The organism is Polyangiaceae bacterium, assembly GCA_020633205.1.
In the GTDB taxonomy this organism is placed as follows: Bacteria; Myxococcota_A; Polyangia; order Polyangiales; family Polyangiaceae; genus JAHBVY01.
On record JACKEB010000019.1, the window covers coordinates 1 to 19487 of the forward strand.

Annotated in this window: 16 protein-coding genes; 9 read left to right on the forward strand and 7 right to left on the reverse strand. The window is 63.6% G+C overall.

Annotated elements, in window-relative coordinates; translation table 11 throughout:
• The 8 genes from H6718_29830 to H6718_29865 form a co-directional block, all read left to right on the forward strand.
• The coding region (locus H6718_29830) for a transcriptional regulator (protein MCB9589651.1) at nt 1–194 on the forward strand (194 nt) is incomplete at its 5' end.
• Nucleotides 187–351: a hypothetical protein gene (locus H6718_29835; protein ID MCB9589652.1), complete on the forward strand. Its 165-nt coding sequence runs from the start codon at nt 187–189 to the stop codon at nt 349–351. The genes H6718_29830 and H6718_29835, both read left to right, overlap by 8 nt.
• On the forward strand, nt 351–2912 hold the full coding sequence (locus tag H6718_29840) for a PglZ domain-containing protein (GenBank protein ID MCB9589653.1): 2562 nt from the start codon (nt 351–353) through the stop codon (nt 2910–2912). Before H6718_29835 ends, H6718_29840 begins: the two co-directional genes overlap by 1 nt.
• Nucleotides 2913–2932: 20 nt before the next feature.
• Complete coding sequence (gene brxL / locus H6718_29845; protein ID MCB9589654.1) at nt 2933–4972, forward strand: protease Lon-related BREX system protein BrxL; 2040 nt, start codon at nt 2933–2935, stop codon at nt 4970–4972.
• A 5-nt stretch (nt 4973–4977) separates the two neighbouring features.
• Nucleotides 4978–5358, forward strand: coding sequence for a hypothetical protein (locus H6718_29850; protein MCB9589655.1), 381 nt, complete (start codon nt 4978–4980; stop codon nt 5356–5358).
• A gap of 75 nt (nt 5359–5433) precedes the next feature.
• Nucleotides 5434–6222, forward strand: a complete 789-nt coding sequence (locus H6718_29855) for a hypothetical protein (protein ID MCB9589656.1) — start codon at nt 5434–5436, stop codon at nt 6220–6222.
• On the forward strand, nt 6219–8285 hold the full coding sequence (locus tag H6718_29860) for a hypothetical protein (protein ID MCB9589657.1): 2067 nt from the start codon (nt 6219–6221) through the stop codon (nt 8283–8285). Before H6718_29855 ends, H6718_29860 begins: the two co-directional genes overlap by 4 nt.
• Nucleotides 8282–10261, forward strand: a complete 1980-nt coding sequence (locus H6718_29865; GenBank protein ID MCB9589658.1) for a PD-(D/E)XK nuclease family protein — start codon at nt 8282–8284, stop codon at nt 10259–10261. Before H6718_29860 ends, H6718_29865 begins: the two co-directional genes overlap by 4 nt.
• Nucleotides 10262–10281: 20 nt before the next feature.
• Here the strand turns inward: H6718_29865 and H6718_29870 are convergent, their stop codons facing one another.
• The gene (locus H6718_29870) at nt 10282–11844 is read right to left on the reverse strand and encodes a hypothetical protein (protein MCB9589659.1); all 1563 of its coding nucleotides are present in this window, start codon (nt 11842–11844) and stop codon (nt 10282–10284) included.
• Between the two features lie 170 nt (nt 11845–12014).
• Nucleotides 12015–13985 (reverse strand): hypothetical protein, encoded by a 1971-nt coding sequence (locus H6718_29875; GenBank protein ID MCB9589660.1) that lies wholly within the window; start codon nt 13983–13985, stop codon nt 12015–12017.
• Nucleotides 13986–14071: 86 nt separating this feature from the next.
• Between H6718_29875 and H6718_29880 the strand changes: the two genes are divergently transcribed.
• A complete protein-coding gene (locus tag H6718_29880) occupies nt 14072–15247 on the forward strand; it encodes a hypothetical protein (GenBank protein MCB9589661.1) in 1176 nt (391 codons plus the stop codon).
• Between the two features lie 73 nt (nt 15248–15320).
• On the opposite strand, the gene H6718_29885 is transcribed toward H6718_29880, so the two are convergent.
• Genes H6718_29885 through H6718_29905 form a run of 5 tightly spaced genes read right to left on the reverse strand, consistent with a single transcriptional unit; the run spans nt 15321 to nt 19454 of the window.
• Nucleotides 15321–16571: a HipA domain-containing protein gene (locus H6718_29885; GenBank protein MCB9589662.1), complete on the reverse strand. Its 1251-nt coding sequence runs from the start codon at nt 16569–16571 to the stop codon at nt 15321–15323.
• Nucleotides 16568–18256: a DUF262 domain-containing protein gene (locus tag H6718_29890; GenBank protein MCB9589663.1), complete on the reverse strand. Its 1689-nt coding sequence runs from the start codon at nt 18254–18256 to the stop codon at nt 16568–16570. Before H6718_29890 ends, H6718_29885 begins: the two co-directional genes overlap by 4 nt.
• Before the next feature lie 15 nt (nt 18257–18271).
• A complete protein-coding gene (locus tag H6718_29895) occupies nt 18272–18496 on the reverse strand; it encodes a helix-turn-helix transcriptional regulator (protein ID MCB9589664.1) in 225 nt (74 codons plus the stop codon).
• Nucleotides 18497–18505: 9 nt separating this feature from the next.
• Nucleotides 18506–19054, reverse strand: coding sequence for a DUF2975 domain-containing protein (locus H6718_29900; protein ID MCB9589665.1), 549 nt, complete (start codon nt 19052–19054; stop codon nt 18506–18508).
• Nucleotides 19055–19061: 7 nt separating this feature from the next.
• Nucleotides 19062–19454, reverse strand: coding sequence for a hypothetical protein (locus H6718_29905; protein ID MCB9589666.1), 393 nt, complete (start codon nt 19452–19454; stop codon nt 19062–19064).
• Nucleotides 19455–19487: the final 33 nt, after the last annotated feature.

Consider the following 19487-nt stretch of genomic DNA (forward strand, 5'->3'; position numbering starts at 1 on the left):
GCAATCCGATCCTCGTCGATGTGCTGCGAGACTACGGCTACGTGGACGCCCGAGGCATGGGCGTGCGCCGCAAGATGCCTCTAGTCCGCGCGGCAACAGGAAAGGACGCGCGCTTCGAAGCCACCGACCACTTCGTGCGCGTAATCCTGCCGAAGGGAGACGGCGCCACAAGCCCTGGAGAGCAGCATGCTTGAGCACTTACCCCTGAAGAACGTAGGGCCGGCGCCGGAGATGGAGCTGGAGCTGGCACCGAGACTGAACTTGATCAGCCTTTCGTTCCTGGAGCGATGCGCGCCGTTCATCGCGCACGAGTTACGGCGTCAGAAGCAGTTGGTCCGAGGAGACGCCTGATGCACCCACTCCACGAGTACATCGCGACTCTCCTCGCCCACCAGCTCAAGCCCGCTCGAGTCGTGGTCTGGTACGATCCACGCTCGGAGTTTCAGCCGTTCGTGAACGAGCTTCGCGGTGGCGCCCGGAGCAGCGCGGAGCCGGTGTGGGTGGAGTTCGGGAGCCAGAGCACGCAGCTGCTCGAGTTTGCGGGGTCGATGTTCGAGCTGCGTCTGGCTGCGGAGCCGCTGGTTGGCGGCGACGCTCCGGCCATGCTCGTCCTCTATCTCCCCGGGGAAAAGCGAGACTCGAAGGCGTCTGTCTTGATGGAGCTCGAGAAGGCTGGAGAAACCTGGGAGCCAGGGCTCAAGCGACTGGCCCGGAACGTGCTCGAGCAACGCTACACCCAGGGCGTCGTTGACGAGATGTTGCGCCACGAGCGGAGCGTCACCTACGAAGATCTCGCACGGCTGACCAGCTCGAGCGGTGGCTCGGAGCCGCCATCCATCTTGCGGAGCATTTTCCACGATGCCAGCGGCAGCGATGGGCTCCTCGCGGCGTGGCTCTCGAACGACGATCGAGACGACCAGATCGCCGAGAAGCAAGCCGAGTCGGAACTTCTGAAGCTCATTCAATCGCGACTGGGTTTGGAGCCTGCGAGTGACTCGCCCTTAGCAAAGCTCCGCGCCATCACGCTGCGCTACGTGTTGGCGAGCGAGTTTCGGCTGGATCTGGCATGCGAGCCGCCCAGCAGCCTGGACGGCGTTCCCTCTCCCCCCAATCGAGACGCGGAAGCGGCGATCAGGGCCCTTGCGGAGCGGCTCCGGAACAGCCACGCGGAAACGTATCCAGCGCTGGCCGATCGAGTGGAAGCGGAGCTGGGACTGGCGAAGGCGCGCTTGGCTCCAGAGGCGCTCGGCAGCATCGACACCTTCCGCTTCGAGGAGCGCGCGCTGCTGCGTCACGCGGGCGAACTGGTCACTGGGAAAAAGTTCGATGACGCGCTCCGCCTCGTGACGGAGCGCGAGCGCAGCTTCTGGCTGGATCGCGACCTGGAGCGGAAGGCGCAGTGGGAGGCGCTGCGCAAGATGGCCGAGCTCGGGCGCGAAGCGGAGCTTGTCGGCAAAGCCGTGCGCAAGGTCTCGGGGGGCGCGGGCGCGTGGTTGAGCGCATATGTTGGCTCGGATGGTCGCGCAGGTTGGTTCCGCGTCGATCAAGCTCAGCGACGCCTGGAGGCCTGGGTCACGACGTTGCAAGACGAACCGGAGGAACAGCCGCTCGGCGTGGTGCGGCGGATCCACGAGGATACGTGCCACAAGATGGCGGAGGGATTCACGCGGGCGCTGAACGACAGCGGGTGGACGGTGCCGAACGTGTTGCACCAGACACGCATCTGGAGCGAGGTCGTCGCGAATCAACCCAAGCCTGTGGCCTACTTCCTGGTCGACGCGATGCGCTTCGAAATGGGGATCGAGCTCGCCGAGCGCCTGCCCAAGACCTCCGAGGTCTCGGTTCGCCCAGCCGTGGGTAGCTTGCCGAGCATCACACCCATCGGCATGGCGGCGCTCATGCCCGGTGCCTCAGCAAGCTTTTCGGTGACGGAGGCGAAGGGCAAGCTTGGGTCCCAGATCGACGACCGCTTCCTTCCAGACCTTGCCGCACGGAAGAAGCACATCAGCTCCAAGGTGCCGGAGTTGGTTGACCTCGCCCTGGACGAGCTACTCGGGCTCCAGCCGTCCAAGCTAAAGAAGAAGCTCGACGGCGCACAAGTCATCGTCGTGCGCTCTCAGGAGATCGACCACGCGGGCGAGACCGGGTTCACCTTCCAGGCGCGGCAGGTGATGAACACGGTGATCGACAACCTCGCGCGCGCGGTGCGAAAGCTCTCCGCCGCGGGCGTCGAGCACGCCGTGATCAGCGCCGACCACGGACACCTGTTCTTCGCAGACGATCGCGACGAGTCCATGCGCTGCGAAGCCCCAGGAGGCTCGACGGTGGAGCTTCACCGCCGCTGCTGGATCGGCCGAGGCGGCTCCACGCCAGCAGGGGCTGTGCGGGTCTCCGCCGCATCCCTGGGCTACGCCTCCGATCTGGACTTCGTGTTCCCCAGGTCCACTGGCGTGTTCAGGGCGGGTGGCGATCTGGCGTTTCACCACGGCGGCCCGTCGCTCCAGGAGCTGGTCATCCCGGTCATCACCGTGCGCACCAAATCGCGCCAATCTGCCCGTCCATCCGCGGGCCCCATCTCCGTCTCCTCGCTGCCTCCAGCGGTCACCAACCGCATCATCACGGTCACCCTGACCTTCGGCGAGAAGCAGCTCAGCTTCGACACCCCACGGATACAAGTGCGACCGCTCTTGATGTCCTCTGGCAAACAAGTTGGTGCCCTCGGCATGGCCGTGGACGCGCCGTTCGATGCGTCGACGGGCTGCGTCACCCTCGAGCCCAACAAGCCTGTCACGGTCGCGCTCCTGCTCGCCGACGACGCCGCCAGCTCGGTTCGCGTCGTGGTGCAGGATCCCAGCAGCGACGTCGAGCTGTACCGATCGCCCAGCGACCTCCCTGTGCGCATCCTCACCTGATCCCGACTGCGAGCATGAACATGAGCAACGGAAGCACTCCCACCCGCGACGCCCTCGACGACAAGCTGAATCGCCACTTCGCTGGCAAGGTCGTCCGCAAAGATCTCGTACGCAAGGTCAAGGTCGGCGCGAACGTCCCGGTCTTCGTGCTCGAATTTCTGCTCGGGAAATACTGTGCGTCCTCCGATGAGGTGGCGATCCAGATGGGTCTCCAGGTGGTGAGCGACACCCTCGCCAACAACTACATCCGCTCAGACGAGTCGATGAAGGCGCAGGCGATGGTGAAGGACCGCGGGCGCCACGCATTCATCGACAAGGTGAAGGTGCGCTTGGTCGACTCGGACTACTGGGCGGAGGTGACGAACTTCGGTCATAAGTACGTGCACGTTCCAGAGCACTACGTGCGCGACTACGAACGCCTCGTGATGGGTGGCGTGTGGGCGCAAATCGACATGCGCTTCGAATACGACGAGGAGTCCAAGGGAAAGAACCCCTTCTGGATTGATCGCCTGACTCCAATCCAGATCGCCACCTTCGACTTGGAGGAGTACCGCCGCGTCCGGAGCGAGTTCACTACCGATGAGTGGCTAGACCTGATGCTGCGTAGCATGGGCTACGAGCCAGGCGAGATGTCCCGGCGCCTCAAGCTACTCTTCCTGGTGCGCCTCATTCCACTTGCCGAGCGGAACTACAACCTCGTGGAGCTGGGCCCGCGAGGGACGGGAAAGAGCTACGTCGTGCAGGAGGTATCGCCGTACTCGGCGCTGCTTACGGGCGGCACCACCGTCGCGAACCTCTTCGGCCATATGACAGGACGTCAGAAGGGCATGGTGCAGATCTGGGACGTCGTGGGCTTCGACGAAGTCGCGGACCTCCAGAAGATGCCCAAGGAGGTCATCACCACGATGAAGACCTACTGTGAATCGGGGACCTTTCAACGCGGCCAGGAAGCCGTCTCCGGCGACGCGAGCATCGCCATGTTCGGTAACACGAATCAGCCCGTCGACGTGATGGTGCAAACGGGTCATCTGTTCGCGCCGATGCCGGACATCATCCGGGACGACATGGCGTTCATCGATCGCCTGCACTTCTACCTCCCGGGGTGGGAGATCCCCAAGATGCGCAACGATCTGTTCACGGACCACTATGGGTTCGTCGTCGACTACCTCGCGGAAGCGCTCCGCGAGATGCGCAAGCACAACTTCACTGAAGTCATCGACCGCCATTTCGCCATGGGCGCCCACCTCAACGCGCGAGACCGCAAAGCGGTGCGCAAGACGGTCTCCGGACTGATGAAGATCCTCTTCCCGCACGGCGACATAAGCCAGGAAGAGCTCGGCGAGCTCCTGGAGTTCGCCCTGGAGGGCCGGCGCCGCGTGAAGGAGCAGCTCAAGAAGATGGGCTCCTTCGAGTATTACCACACCTCGTTCAGCTACACCGTTCAGGAAACGGGTGAGGAGAAGTTCGTCGGTGTACCCGAGCAAGGTGGACGAGATCTGGTCTCCAGCGATCCATTACCTCCCGGAACTACCTATAGTGCTGGCGTCACTTCAGATGGCACCGTGGGCCTCTATCGCGTCGAGGTCTCGCTCTCCAGCGGCACCGGGAAGCTGAAGCTCGCGGGTGGCATCGCGGGAGCCACCAAGGAGTCGGTCCAGCGCGCTTTCGGTTACCTTCGCGCGAAGAAGAGCGACTTGGGGCTCGCGCGAGACCTGGACACCTCGGATATCCACGTGGAAGTCATCGACTTACTAGGCAACCACGTCGAGGCAGAGCTCGGCGTCGCGTTCTTCGTGGCTTGCTACTCCGCGCTGCGCAAGATGCCCGTGAGCCCGGCGCTGTTGGTGCTTGGTGACTTGAGCATCCAGGGCAACATCAAGCCCATGCGATCACTCACAGAGCCCTTGCAGGTCGCGAAGGACAACGGCGCCAAGCGCGCGCTGATCCCCATCGAGAACAAGCGCAACTTCCTCGATGTGAGCGCGGACATCATGGAACACGTCGACCCCATCTTCTTCAGTGATCCGAAGACGGCTGCGATGAAGGTGCTAGGCGGCTGAGCCTGATGACCAAGCCGAAGGTCGACCAACAGCTTCAAGCCTGGATAGACGCGCGACGGCGCCACCGGCTCTCCCACGCCCACGTCCAGATGGCACGGGAGCTTGGACTGAACCCAGCAAAGCTGGGCAAGCTCGACAACCACCGACAGGAGCCGTGGAAGGCTCCGCTCCCAGACTTCATCGAGCACCTCTACGAGCGGAGCTTCGGCAGGCGTCGTCCCGAGACGGTGCTCACCCTCGAGCAGGTCGCGCGGGAACGAACGAAGAAAGCCAGAGCCCGGCGCGAAGCGAAGAAGCAACGAAAACTCCAAGGCACGCAAGGCGAAACAAATTCTGCGGGCAACCCGACGGATCCGCCACCGAAGGACAACTTGGGCTCGAGCTGAACGCTACGTCCGCGGCGCTGAAGGTGTTTCTACGTCCTCTTTACTCCCTTCACCGGATCGGGCATCCGCTGTGGCATGGGGAAAGCAGGCGACCAGGACGTCCTGAACGACGTCGACCTCGACGCGATCAAGCAGCGCATTCAGCGCACTCACTCGCTGCCTATCCGGTCCTTGCCCGCACAGCTCTCTCGCAACGGGCGCCTTTGGTTGTTCGAACAACTCGAACGGGCTGGGTTCGAGCGCACGCCAAGCGCCATCAGACGCCCGTTGGAACAACAGCTGCTCGAACGGCTCGCGGATGGCCCCATCGCCAAAGCGGTGCTCCTCACCCAAATCAAAGGTGCGTCGAAGCAGGAGAGCACGCGCCTGCTGGCTCAGCTCGTGAAGGCGGGACGCGTCGCACTGGTACGCCGGGGGCGAGCGGATCTCGTGATCCTCCCGGAAGCGTGCGCCGCGGAAGAGCGCGTCGCTGAGCTGCGCAAGCTCAAGCAACAGTTGGATCGGATGCTCAAAGCGACTCGCGTGGGCAGTCAGCCGCGCCGGCTCTTGATAGCCGACGTGCAAAGGGTCCTCGACCTCGTGCCAGACGACGGTCGTAATCCTCAAACCTCGCTGCTCGAACGACTCAAGTCGCTTGGGGCGAAAGACCCCGTCGTGTTCATTCCAGAACTCTTGAAGGGCTTGGATTTTGGGGGTGAGGAAGCCACGAAGCTACTCCTCGAGTTGGCGCGCGCAAGGCGTATCGAGCTACGCCCTGAGAGCGCCAGCGGCCTGCTGAGCCCGGCGGACGCCGCGCTGTGTCCGATTGGACCCGGCGGGATCCCTTTGAGCTACGTGCGATTGATCGAAGGAGCCAGAGCATGAGCAGCCACCTGAACCCGTTTCGCGCGGAGCATGCGGATCCCTGGGGAGACTCCCCTGACGTCCTGAGCCTTAACAAAAGCGCCAGCGATTCGGTCGTCAACGCGACGAAACGAGTGCGCAGCGAAGCTCGAGAAGCGGCACCTCGTTCGAGTATCATCACCATCCTCGGCCCTGCCGGCATCGGGAAGACGCACCTCTTTCAGCGACTCAGGCGGCAGTGTGGAGCGAAAGCCGCCTTCGTGTTGCTGCGCCCCGATCTGGCGGCTCCTTCGACCCCACGGCACGTGCTGATGAGCGTGATCGACTCGTTGAAGCATTCGCCAACGAACATTTCCGATCCGCAACTCGACGTGTTGGTTGGAGCGTTCCTCACCGAGTGCGACCCGCTAACGGGGGAGTGGCCGCAAGTCCTCCTTGAACAGTACCGCGCAGCACCAGCGGACGAAGTCGAACGCCTCGTGGAAGCCGGCGTGGAGCTGCTGGAAGACCGCCTTGGAGGCGAGATCAGCACCGACTACCTGGAGCTGCTCCTGCGCACGCCGTTCATGTCGAGAACCGACCGGCGCGCCGCGCTCACCTGGCTCTCTGGACGCGAACCAAGCGAACCCCACCTGAAGCGACTGGGTCGGACCCAGCCGCTGTCGGACGCCGAGATCGTCCCCGCGCTACGTACGCTCTCTGCTGTGGCCAGCTTCGGTGCGCCGATTGTGTTGGTATTCGACCAACTCGAGAACTTGATCGGCCCAGGAGACGACACGGACAAAGTGATTGCCCACGCGAATCTAGTCGCGGAGCTCTTCGACAGCATGCGCGGGATGGTCGTCGTACAGATGGGCCTCGACAGCGAATGGCGGCGCCGGTTCCGTCCGGTACTGAGCGATGCCCAGCTCTCGCGGCTGGAGCGCGAGTTGATCCAGCTCGACCTACCTGACCCAGAGCAGAAAGAAGAGCTGGTCCGACAATGGATAGCCCGCTTGCCTGAGGAAGACCGAGCGCACCCCTACCCGTTTCCCTTCACGGAGGGACAGATCTCCACCTGGCTCGACACCCCAGGCTGGACCCCACGTCGTTTGATGCTTGCCTGCCGCGACGTACTCGATGGCACGCAAAGCGACGCCTCGGAGGTGAACGCGCAGGTGGAGCCCCTAGCGAGCAGCTCCCAGAGCGAGGAGCTGGAGCAACTGTGGCAGGCTCACCTACGCGTAATCCGCGCGGAACTCACCGATCTCGCGGTCGCCGGTCAATGCCTAGACGGAACTCGACTCATGAGTGGGCTGCTGGCCGCCATCGGTCTGCTGGACGGGGCTCAGGTCAAACAGCGCATGTCCAAAGACATGGCGGGAGCCAGCGTAGACCTCACTCCCCACAGCCTGCGCGTCTACGCGCTTCAGCAGTCCCACCACCGCAGTGTGGGGGCCGCGCTCAAGCGCATGCTCATCGAGTCGCAGGAGGCGACCGTGCTCGTGCTGCGAGAATGGGCGCAAGAGTTCCCTCCCACCTGGAAGTCGGTCAACACTGACGCCGCGAATTTCCTCGCGGCAGCCAATTCGACTCTACACTGGCTGTCACAAGATGACCTCAGCCAGTTGCTCGCCCTGCATGACTTGCTCCGTTCGGCGCGTTCTCAAGACGTAACGGGCCTGAACGGTGAACCAATTCCGTCACAGGAAATCCTCGCGTGGGCCAGTGAAACGTTGGGTTGGCGCGAGTGGCAGGTGATGCGCAGCCTGATGACTCTGCTCGGACTCGAGGTGGCTGCACTCGAGAGCGAAACTCTTCCAGACTCGACCCCGGAACTCGGTCTCGATGAGCCGAAGTCCACCGGGCCGGTAGCGCCCCGCACCTCGCACGCTCCAAAGACAGCGCTGGAAGCCCTGAATCTGCTGCGGTTCGCGTCCGTCGAGCGCCTCGTACGAGAGGTCCGCCACGGCGACTCCAGCATTACGCGAACGCGGATCCTCGAGGAATTAAAAGGGTTGGCGGGGGAGGTCCATTGGTTGGGCCAGAGCTTGGTCACCCTGAGCGCCGTCCTGCCCCTGGCACGTCATACGGAGGAAGCGTGACCAGCTTCAACGTAACCGAGGTTCGCAACGCGTTGCGCTGTCCCCGAGTATTCGCTCTGGGTCGCATCCGAGGGAATCAAGTTGCGTTCCCAATTGGCGCCTCGGCACTAGGCGGGACATTCCACCGGATCGCCGAGCGTTTGCACGCTCAAGCTGCAGACCCGCCCGCAGCCCTCACGGCGCTACCGGACAACGCACCCGCGGACACCATCGCTGAGGTGCTCAAGGACTGGGTTCTGGGATACCTCGCGGAAACTCTAGTAACCAACGCGGCACTTCAAAGCATGCCTACGGAGGTCGATGAGCTTGCCGAGGCGCTGCGAGAATTCGCGCAGTATCTCGCCGAACGCGTCGCGGCGCGCCCCGAAGGGCCAGCGACGGCGCTGGCGGCGTATCTCAAAGGTGCTGAGATAGCCGTGGAGCAAGTGCTCGGAGAGAAGAGTCAGGAACCAGTACGCCTTTCCGGACGCGTCGATGCGATCTTCGAACCCGAGGCACAGCTGTTCGAGGTCGCGGAGTACAAGCTCACGGACGAGGACAACGAGGAGCTGGATAGCGCGCAAGTCGCGCTCTATCGACAAATGCTGCGCTGGGATCGCGGTGTCGATGCCACCCCCGTCGTGCTCCGCTTCACTCCGACGCTGTCGACGACTCGGCTAGCACCCGAAGCCGCCGATCGGCTCGCCGAGCGAGAACTGTTTCCACTCATCCAGCGCATGGTCGTGTGGGAAGACGAGCCGTTGTCGGCGCCCGCAACCCAACGCAAAGACTTGTGCCCTTCGTGCCCGGTACGCGACGCGTGTCGAGAGACCTACTCCGAGCGACTCGCACAGCGGGACGAGCCACCCTCCAGTGCTTGGAGACCACGCCCAGATCCGACGGGCGAGATCGTCCTGCCTCCAGAACCGGAGCGACCAAAGAGCGTCGACGGCGATGAAGTCGGCGAGCGTGAGGCCAGCACACTCGCAAACGCCATCGCGGAGAGCTATCGCAGCCAGGGGGTGCATGCGCTGGTGAAGCCGCCACGGGTCGGAGCGCGCCTGATCACGCTGGAGGTGAGCGTTCAGCGTGGCTCGATCAACCAGATCGATCGGCGCAAAGATGACGTCCTCCATTCGCTGGAAGCCGCCCTCGAGATCAAGGCGGACTTCGAGCGCCAGCGCAGCCTTCGGATCTTCCGCGTGGCAAGGCGTCAACCAAGGGACGTCCAGCTCGCACCGCTCATCGAGCGAGAACGGGCCTGGCTAAGCGAGCGACCGGGGCGCTTCGTGCTCGGCGAGTCGACCGAAGGCGATGTGATCCGCGGGGATCTAGGCGACCATTCTTCATGCCACTTGTTGGTCGCAGGCATGACCGGCAGCGGCAAGTCTGTACTCCTGAAGGGCATCGTGGCGAGCCTCGTCGAGCTTCATGATCCCTCCTCGATTCAACTGACTCTGGTCGACCCAAAGCGAGTCACATTCGGCGGCTTTGCGAACTCAGTCTCCGCCTACCTCGCGCGCCCCTTGGCGTACGAGACCGAGCAGGTACTGACGTTGCTCGAAGAGCTAAACTCCGAGATGGATGAGCGCTATCGCGCCTTCGAGCCCCTCGCCGTTGAGAACCTCGACGACTACAACGACTCGGTCAAGACGCCCCAGCGCTTGCCCCGTCAGGTGCTGGTCGTGGATGAGTTCCAAGACCTGGTGACCACGAAGACAACCGCAGAGCCGTTCTTCGCGCTGGTGTCCCGACTCGGCGCCAAAGCGCGCGCCGCCGGCATCCACTTGATTCTTGCGACTCAGCGACCCGACGCGAAGGTCGTTCCGGGACGAATCAAAGCGAACCTCACCGGTCGCATCGCTTTGCGAGTCCCTGAAGCCATCAACTCGCGCATCATCCTGGATCGGAAAGGAGCCGAGCAGCTCCTTGGTCGAGGTGACATGCTCGTGAACCTGAGTGGAGAGACGATTCGCGGACAGGCACCTCGCATTTAGGGCGGGGCGCGATGTCCCCACTACCTCGGCTGCCAGTCGAAGAGCCCGCTGCTGTCGAAGATCTGCACCGGAGCAGAGGCAGCCAAGCCCTCCACCTTGAGCGCTTGGACCGTCGTGGTGCTCCCAGCCTTCTGCGTGTACAGAACGCGGTCGCCCCGCGGTGCCCAGCCAATCGCGCCCACGGTAACGAACTGGCTGCCAGTCGAGTAGACCGGCAGGCTGGTTCCGGGAGGATTCGCTGAAACATCTCGCAAGTAGACGCTACTCCCCACCGCGTAGAAAGCGGTCTGAGCGATGGGCGAGATGTGCACCGTGGTAGCCGGCGACACCAATCCGACCGACTCGACTGAGCTGGTGTCGAGGTAGGCGAGGTACGCGCCAGTCGCATTGGTGTAAGTCAGCCGCGTCTCATTGTGATTCCACACCGCGGACGACGGGTATGGGTCACCAGCCAGTCCCGAACTCGTTTGCGTCGCCGTGTCATACAGGGTCGCAGAGGTTGCGTCCCGCCACATGAAGTACTTTCCGCTGGGTGAGGCGCCAAACCCAGAGGCGCTTTCCGTGGAGAGGTCCGTGGGCGTCCCGACGTTGGCGGCGTCGAACAACCGCGCGGGAGAACTCCCATAAGTCGCGAACTGGTGACCGCCGGGGATCCAACTGAAGTAGGTTGAAGCTGGGATGGATGCTCCAGGGTCGGTTCCGCTCGCGTCCCGCGAAACCACGAAGCGCGTCTGCGATGACGTTCGGTACTGCACGTAGTCTCCGTCAGCAGACCAGGACATCTCACTGATGGCCGCTCCTGCTTCGCCGATTTGCCGCAGGGAACCGTCCGGAAGCCCCACATACAGCTGATTTGCGCTAGGGTACCCGTTCAGGAGCAAGAACTCATTGCGCGTAGGAGACCACTGCAGCTCGATTGCTTGGTAGGTGAGTACGGTGGTCGTGGGCAGGTCTTGGTACGCAGGCAAGAGGCGGAGCTCGCGATTCTCCGTTACAGCGCTCACGACTTGGCCGTCCCGAGACCATGCGGTGTCAGGGTAGTAGCCGTTGGCCGTGGTGATCGTGAAGCTCTCGGTCGGACCGGTCTCGTCAACCCGCTGGACGACAACCTTTCCCGCATCGTGAAGCAAGATCGCGTTTCCGTCGGGAGACCAGGCATGGAAGCCGCCGCTATTCGACAGGCGGGCCGACTTGATATCCGTCAGGTCCTCGATCCCAACCAGAGTCAGGTTTTGTCCGGAGGTCACCGCGAGCCACGGGTAAGACGTCGGAGCCGCACCGGCCGTACCACCGACACCGCCTAGACCCGCCGTTCCGCCGGTAGCTCCGCCCGTCCCACCAGCGCCGCCCGCACCGCCAGCCCCAGCGCCCGAACCGCCGGCGCCTGCCGCTCCCGAGCCTGCTGTGCCGGCGCTGCCTCCTACGCCACCCGCGCCCGCTGCGCCGGTGCCCCCCGTAGCGTCGCCGCCTGCACCGGCGGAACCAGCACCGGAGCCGCCCCCGCCCTCATTCGAATCGCCGGAGCAACCGCAGGTGAACACGACCGAGAGCGCTACGGCACACATCAAACCCTTTGAAGCCATCGTCGTGTGGATACCTGGATCGCGCCAGAGCGCAAGCATCTTCAGGGGTGACCGCGCGGCAGCGCGAGAAACCTACATCTGACCACGGAGTGCTCGTCCCACGCTCGTGCGGTCGCCAGGCATTGTCACATCGCATTGTCACATCGCATTGTCACATCGAGGGTTCAGCTTCACACTGTCGCGGCTTCCGCTGACTCCCTCACCCCCGAACCCTCCCGCAAAGGCACGCTGACTTCGAGGCGGGTGCCGCCTTCTTCCAGGCCCTCGAGGCTGAGCGTGGCGCTCAGCGCCGCGCAGCGCTCTTTGATGCCGGTGAGGCCGAGCCCGGGGGAGGCCGTGTCGGACTTGGGTTCGTCGAAGCGGCGACCGTCGTTTTCGACCAGCAGCAAGAGCTCGCGCCCGACGACCTCCACGCTGACGAACAGATTACGCGCGTTGCCGTGGACGAAGGCGTTGTTGATGGCTTCTTGAGCGATACGGTAGACGTGGAGTTCTGCGCTGCGGTCCAGCACGCCGTCCACGTCCCGGATCTCCGCGTCCAGGGTTAGCTCCGGTTGCTCCGGCAGATCGTCGACCAGGCCCTTGAGCGCCGCGGTCAGCCCCAAGCGATCGAGCCTGTCGGGGTGTAGCCCGTGACTCAAGGCTCGGGCCTCATCGATTCCGCGCGCAACCAAGTCACGTGCGCGCTCCGCAGCGCTTGAAGACTCCCCCGCAAGTACGCCCTTGAGCACGACCAGGAGCTGCCCGAGCCCGTCGTGGAGATCCCGCGCCACGCGCCGGCGATCGCGATCTTGCTGCTCCATCAAGCGAGTGAGGCCCCGGGCGCGCTCGCGCTGGATCTCGATCTCGCGACCAAGCCTGAGCTCGTTGCTCTCCTGCTTGGCGCGCTCGCGCTCCGCGTCGATCAGTCGGATGCGGTAACCCAGGGTGAAGCTCAAGAGCACCACCTCGAGCGCAGAGGCCACCTGCAGATGATACTCCGTGAGGTTGGTGTACGGCGTGAGGCCGAAATACCGCATGGAATAAACGATGCCGGTCACCAGGTACATCGACCAAGCCACCAGAAACAAGCGGGCGAGGCGATCGCCGCGACGGCTGAGCACGATCGCTGCCAGCAAGATCACGAACAGTGCGACGATCTGCGCGAGCGCCGCCAGGCCATCGGCATAGGTTCCATCGGTGAAGATCAGCGAAAGCATGCCAACCGCAGGCACCGCGGGCACCCAGCGCAAGATGCGGTCGAGCAGCGGCGTGTGACGCTGGGTATCCAGCAAATGGCGACAGAAACCCGTCATCGCGAGGGCGCTGATCCACAGCATCGCCACGGTCCAGAAGCGCGGGTTCGGCGCCATGAGCCCAGCAACCGGTCGCAGCCATGGCGCCTCGGCCACGTGCATGTTGCGCCCCAGGAAGTACCAGAGCGTTACGCCGACATGAGCCACGTAGTAGCCGTACGCGTGGCTCTTCAAGATCGCCCAGAGCACGAGGTTGTAGAGCATCAGCGCGAGCAACACCCCGTAAAACGCGCCGTGGGCGAGATTCGAGATAGCGTAGCTCTCATTGAAGGCTGCCTCGGGACCGACCACCAGCGTGGGCGCTTGCAAGCGGCCGGCGTAGCGGAAGTAGAGCGTCTCCGAATTTCCGGGAGGCAGCACAAAGCGCATCGTGAAGCCCGTGCGTGGATGCGTGGAAGGAACCTCGGTGCCTACCAGGTGCGCCACCTTTCCGCTCGGCAGGTAGGCGTCCAGCGTCATCGGCCAAGGGTGGCCCTGCCAGGCTACGAGCTCGCTCGAGTCGCTGTGGTTGACCACCCGTAACCGCACCCACCCGGCCGCGTCGCTGATGTGAAAGCGCGGATCGCTGCCGGGCGTCTGCCAGTCAGAGCTCTTGCGCGCAGCCTCGAAGTCGAGCACCCCCGTGGGATCCCGGAGCACGCTCACGCTGTATCGAGCCTGTACGACCTCCGCGTCGCGGATCTCCAACGCAACGTCCGTCGAACCATCAACCGCCACGCGGCTGACCCGTTCCTCAGCACGTCCGCAGGCGAGACACGCAAACGCCAACACCACGGCGACGAGTGCGCACCACCAGCGCCTCGCTTGAACCGCAAGCCTCAGGCTCCCCAACCCACCGAACGGCATTCCACATGAGGATCCCAGAGCGCTTTCGCGGCTACAAGGGCCGTTCGGAGGCTCGACCCATGCCAGCTGGGATAGACTCGGCTCCGATGACTGAGCGTCACCCCACCACGCGCTACTGGGGCTTTCCACCGAGCGATCGCCCGCTAACCGAAGGCATACAGCGCCTCAACTTGCGAGAGCTCGCGGCTCGACCAACGCGCTTCGAGCATCACTTGGTGGTGCTGGGGCGCGCGGGGGACGCCCAGCTCGAGATGGCGACGGCCAGCGAACCGCTCTATTTTGCCCATGGCAACATCACGGACGAGTACGCCATCCCGATGAACAGCGGGGATGCGCTCTTCGACTCGGTGCCGTTTCGCACTTTCCTGATGGACCGCGAATCAGGCGATGACCTCGGGCGCATCAATCACCGCTCCTGGGACCTCGTGCTGCATCCTCACGGATACTTGCACTGGCCAGGGCGCCTACGTCCGCCGTTTGCACCGCCGCGCTTTCCGGGCGACGAACGGCGCACCGGGCTCTCCCTGGTGTACTGCGGCTACCGCCCTCACCCCCCGCACCCTGAGCGACCGCTACGCGTCAGCCCCGGGCGCGAGGACGCCGCGAAGAGCTACACCCCGGAGGAGCCGCCGTTTCACTTGGTGAGCTTGAAGGACGACCAGGCACAAGTGCTGGGTCGCGTCGCCACGAGCCGCTTCGAGCTACTGGTCAATCCAGGGCAGCTCGTAGCGCCCCGAGGCGGCTACCTGTGCGTCGTGACCGCCAGCGGCGAAGTCCACGCCGAGTGCGATCTGCTCTTCTTGCCTCCCGGAACCAGTCTGGACTGCACTGGCATCGAGCGCGCGCTCTGGTTTTGCGACGCGGAGCACGACGCCGAGCCGCCCAGCGAGATCTGGCAGCGCATGCCGGAGCCCGACTTCTTGCCTTTCGAAGAGGCAGCGCCGGGCGCCCTGCCGTTCGCGCAAGGCGCGCTCAAGGTCGAGAGCATCAACGACCAGCTCGTCCGCGTCTGCATCGGCGAAACTTCGAGCGAGGTGCCGCGCTACTGGCTCGCGCGTTTTCTGTTTCGCTTGGGCCTCCACGGCTACCAGATCGGCTACCTCGAGACGTACGGCGGCTTTTTCTACGACGACCAGGGCGGGCATCGCCTAGGGGTTCGGGGGTTAGGATCGATAGACATCGCTCCCGAGAACATCCGCGATACGGTGGAGCGCCTTTACCGCGCGGTAGCGCCGCCAGGCTACGTCGAGCGGCTGAAGTAGCTTTTTTCGCGAAGCGTGCCCCCACACGGGCAACTGTGGGGCCAGCTACTCCCACTGCTAGACCAGCTTAGGACTAGGCTCCGCGCCAACCACCAACGTGGTTCAGCAGAGGGACCTCTCTCCAGTGACGCTCTAGCGCCTCGTGCATCTCCAGCGGTGCGAGGTGGGCCACGGTCGACCATGTATCCCGTGCGTTCTCAATTGCCTCAAGGAAACGCTGTTTCAGCGCTCCGCCATCTACGAGGCGTTCCATCAGTCGGTCAAGATGGACGACTCCAAGAGCGCGAAAACGGTCCTCTTTCCCAAGTCTCAGTCCCAGCGTCGGTCCCTTCTCGAGATCCCAGCCGAACGCCTGAGAATTCACGGCTATGGTACACACTTGATCGTAGACTGGCGCCAGAGTGGGCACCGCACTGTCCTCCCCATACACGAAGCTCCAGTTCTTGAGGTGCGCATCGTCATTCCCCGAGGCAACGACGAACGCGAAGCGTCGCATCAGCTCTTCGAGTACCTCGTGGTGACAAGCCTGCTGCACGATCTGGGCAATCGTGTCCATGCTCGCTCGCTTGCCCTCTTGCTTCCCGTACTTGTGACGAGGCTCGAAATTCAGGACCTGCGCAAAGTCCTCTTGGTGAACCCGCTTGCCTCCCTCCAGTCGATCGTAGCGCTGTATCGCAAACGCATGGTCGATTCCTCGACGAAGGAAGCTCTCCAAGCCCACCAAATCCGAGGTCTCCACGACTTGCGTTTCGGGCACCGGAAGGTTCATCGCGCGCGCCCAGGCCATCGTCGCGTGCTCGATCGCTGGCAACAGCGGCATGTCCACACCGGGAATCTTCACGATCCACTCGGTGTGCCCCCCATGAGCGGGTAACGTGTACTTGGTACCGCTCTTCGCCATCGAAAACTTCAGCTGGACGCCGGCAAGCGAAGAGAAGCGCAGGGCGTCGGTCTGTGGCGAGTCCGGAGGGGAATCCTCCGGGCTGTCGAGCACCCCGGCGTCACCCCGCACTTCCACGGCACCAGGCAGATCGCCGCCGAGCACCTGCAGCAGCGCCATCGACTGCCCGTCTCGCAACCCTAGACGCTTACACAGCAGGTTCCTTAGCTCGGAGTCACGCTCCGGTAGCAAGTTCTCGAACCATACCGGGAGATGCGCTGATACCCACGCCTTCGGCCGCTGCTGGTAGAGCTGAAAGCTCATCACCGGGATCCCGTTCCCCTCCCGCCAAGCAACCTCCGGCTCGAAGCGGTAGTTCTCATGGTGCCCATGGGAGAGGGTCCCCACTAGCTGTCCGTGGACCGTCACGTCGAGGAGCTTCATGCGCCGACCTCACCCTCATCGTCATCGAGATAATCCTCGAGTGGGTGCATGAATCGGGGAGACGGCGGCCAGGTTCCCGAAGCCTCCTGAATCACCACATCCACGTAGCCCAGGAGATCATTCGCTCGCGCCTCGAGGAACGCAGCATATTCTTTCGCGCACAGCAGTGCGAACGACTGCTCTGTGATCAGGTGCGAGTTCAGGATCTCGTGGTGCGCCTCGTACGTTAGCGCGCGGAAACGGGTACCCAGCCCGGTGTGGCCCTCCTCTTCCTCGAGCAACACGCGGTTCGCTCCCGAGCGCGCAAGGCGCTTGTGCTCGTCTGAGAGGTTCCGCCAATCCGGTGATGCTATGATCTCCCGGGCCACTCGAGTCTGGCTCACCAAAGCACCCACAGCGATCTCACGGCTATCGACCGCAACCCCCTCAGCTTCATGGGGCAAGGAGCGTGGGTGCAAGCTCAACAGCGCGAGCACTTCGATCCGACTATGGGCGCTCTGACCGTTGAATCGTTTCAGCTCCCACTGGGGCAGTTCCTTCGTCGGATCGACAGCGCGGAGCAAGCGATCCATTGATGTGGCCTCGTCCCCGTCGATCAGACGCAACTGTTCCCGCAGCTTGGACACCTCTGCCCGCTGGTGCGCTGCTGTCGCGGCTCCCGCCCAGAGCCACCAGCCAAGGCGCCGACGGTTCCACGCGCTCGTATCGGGAAACTCTCGGAACCAGCGCGCCAAGATTGTGAGCACGACTGGGTACGGAATCAGGCGCAGGTGCGGTACGCCCGCCTCCAGCTTCAGGAAGTCGATCACCAGGCGAATCGTCTCCTCGGCCGTGTCCTGGTTCACGAACTCGGCCAGATCCTTCTCGCTGAACCGCTCCACGCGATTGGTCGGGTCCTGACGGCTCATCGCAAGCACCATCTTCAGCACATCAGCGCGCGAAGGCGTACCAAACTCCGAACTCTCGAACACCTGTTGCAGGGCGCTCAGGTCCAAGCCTTGCGCGCCATGGCTACCAAATAGCGCATGGAAAACTTCTTCACTACGCATGCGAGCGCCCGTGCTGTTCAGCCGCGCGAAGATCGCCTTGAGTGCCCCCTCGTCGTCCGCTTCCACGACGTATGCAGGGATTTCGTAGTCCAGCAGTCGCTGTTGCGCGAGCTCCGCGCGCGCAACCCAGTCTTCGTTGTCGGCCCAAATCGCGGATTGGAGGTGTCGACCGAGACGCATCAAGCTGCCGAGGGCCCGGACAGGGATCGTCGTAGAGCTAGATGACGTACTGAAACCTGGAGCTTCGACGTCGAAGTAGAGCTCCCAGCGCTTTTCCCCGGGGGGCTGCGCAATGTCGAGTAGGCTGGCAGCCAGGGCCGTCACACGCTGCTGACCATCAACCACCCAGAAGGCACTCGCCTGCTCGCCTACGCTGATCCGCGCGGCACCAATCTGTATTTCACCAGGGTCCGCCCGCCTGTTCCAGAAGAGCAACGAGCCAATCGGATAGTTGCGCCACACACTATCGAGCAGCTCGAGGTTCTGCGCCTGGCGCCACCTGAGCGGACGCTGAAACTCCGGCACTCGGATGCGCCCCGCTTCAGCCAGCGCGAGCAGCTGCCGCACCGTGAACGTGCGCGCGGTTGGGCTGCTCTGCAGAGGCTGGTACGGAGGGGAGGTGTGTTGAACAGACATACGCTCGTGCGCAGGTTACCGCACCTTTGAAGATTCCTCCGGGCAATACTCAAGGATGTCTCCGGGCTGACACTGCAAGAACTCGCAGATCTTCGTCAGTGTCTCGAAGCGCACGCCTTTGACCTTACCCTGGCGGAGCAAGCTCATGTTGGCCTCGGTGATGCCGACGTGGGCGGCTAGGTCCTTCGACAGCACGCCGCGCTTGGCCATCACTTCAGCCAGTTTCACGCGGATGGGCACAGCGGGAGACTACACGAACTCGGAGTTTTCTTGGCTGAGGCGTCTGGTCTCCGTTAGCAGCGCGGCGAACAGCCAGGTGCCCCCAGCGCACAACACGCCCAACACCTGACCGGAGCCGATCCCCACGGAGAACCGTCCTTCGCCTGGCGGAACCCCATAGCTCAAGAGCAACGAGCAAACCGACGGCAACACCAAGCCCGCTAGCGCAGAGGCCAACATCAAGCCGGAGAACCGCCGTAGGCGCGCAACGGTGGACTCCTGAAAGTACTCGCCGCGTGCAAAGGCAGACAGCGCCTTGGCCAGCTGGAAGAGTGCGAGGGTCAGCAGCACACCGGGCGTCAGCATCAACACCAACGTCGACAGTTCCTGCCACGACTCGATGTAGGCCCCCGTGTGGAAGCCAAACTCTCGCGCCAGACCCGCGCGAGTCTTGATCCGCGTAGCCAGCGTGCCGAGCAGCAGCGCCGCACCCACGAGCCAACAACACACGCTCCCGACGCGGCTCCAGCGACGAAACTTGGGAGGCAGACCCGGGGCTTGGCTTGTCGTGTCAGTCATCGGTGGCTCACGGTTTCTGAGAAGCGAGCTTCAACTCCATGGTCGCGAACGAACCGCGCTGCTTGGTGACGCCAAAGCCAAACGAGAACGCGCCGTGGACTTGATCGAAGTGCTCCCCGTCGAGGCTGAGTCTTGGCGGGGAGTCCTCCGTGATCAAGAGCCAGAGCTTGCGTTTCGCCACGAGCTTCGCTCCGCCATCGCTCTTCAGGGCCACCACATCGCCGTGAGTGGTGACGTCGAGAGGCACACTCTCGCCCGCTTCGAACACGAGCAATATCGGGAGTTCCACGGGTCCCGTGGCGCCGAGTTGGTTTGCTGCGATGGGCGGAGGAAGCCCTGGGGAGGAAGCGCAGGCGGCGCAAACCAATACGCACGCAAGCGGTAAGAATGTTCGAAGCATGAGATCCTTTCCTTCGTTAAATCCACTGCCGCG

Coding starts and splice junctions, on each gene's coding strand:
- H6718_29905 (MCB9589666.1), bottom strand. CDS start 19,454: ATGCTTCGAACATTCTTACCGCTTGCGTGCGTATTGGTTTGCGCCGCC.
- H6718_29840 (MCB9589653.1), top strand. CDS start 351: ATGCACCCACTCCACGAGTACATCGCGACTCTCCTCGCCCACCAGCTC.
- H6718_29890 (MCB9589663.1), bottom strand. CDS start 18,256: ATGTCTGTTCAACACACCTCCCCTCCGTACCAGCCTCTGCAGAGCAGC.
- H6718_29835 (MCB9589652.1), top strand. CDS start 187: ATGCTTGAGCACTTACCCCTGAAGAACGTAGGGCCGGCGCCGGAGATG.
- H6718_29900 (MCB9589665.1), bottom strand. CDS start 19,054: ATGACTGACACGACAAGCCAAGCCCCGGGTCTGCCTCCCAAGTTTCGT.
- H6718_29855 (MCB9589656.1), top strand. CDS start 5,434: ATGGGGAAAGCAGGCGACCAGGACGTCCTGAACGACGTCGACCTCGAC.
- H6718_29885 (MCB9589662.1), bottom strand. CDS start 16,571: ATGAAGCTCCTCGACGTGACGGTCCACGGACAGCTAGTGGGGACCCTC.
- H6718_29870 (MCB9589659.1), bottom strand. CDS start 11,844: ATGGCTTCAAAGGGTTTGATGTGTGCCGTAGCGCTCTCGGTCGTGTTC.
- H6718_29850 (MCB9589655.1), top strand. CDS start 4,978: ATGACCAAGCCGAAGGTCGACCAACAGCTTCAAGCCTGGATAGACGCG.
- H6718_29880 (MCB9589661.1), top strand. CDS start 14,072: ATGACTGAGCGTCACCCCACCACGCGCTACTGGGGCTTTCCACCGAGC.
- H6718_29860 (MCB9589657.1), top strand. CDS start 6,219: ATGAGCAGCCACCTGAACCCGTTTCGCGCGGAGCATGCGGATCCCTGG.
- brxL (MCB9589654.1), top strand. CDS start 2,933: ATGAGCAACGGAAGCACTCCCACCCGCGACGCCCTCGACGACAAGCTG.
- H6718_29875 (MCB9589660.1), bottom strand. CDS start 13,985: ATGCCGTTCGGTGGGTTGGGGAGCCTGAGGCTTGCGGTTCAAGCGAGG.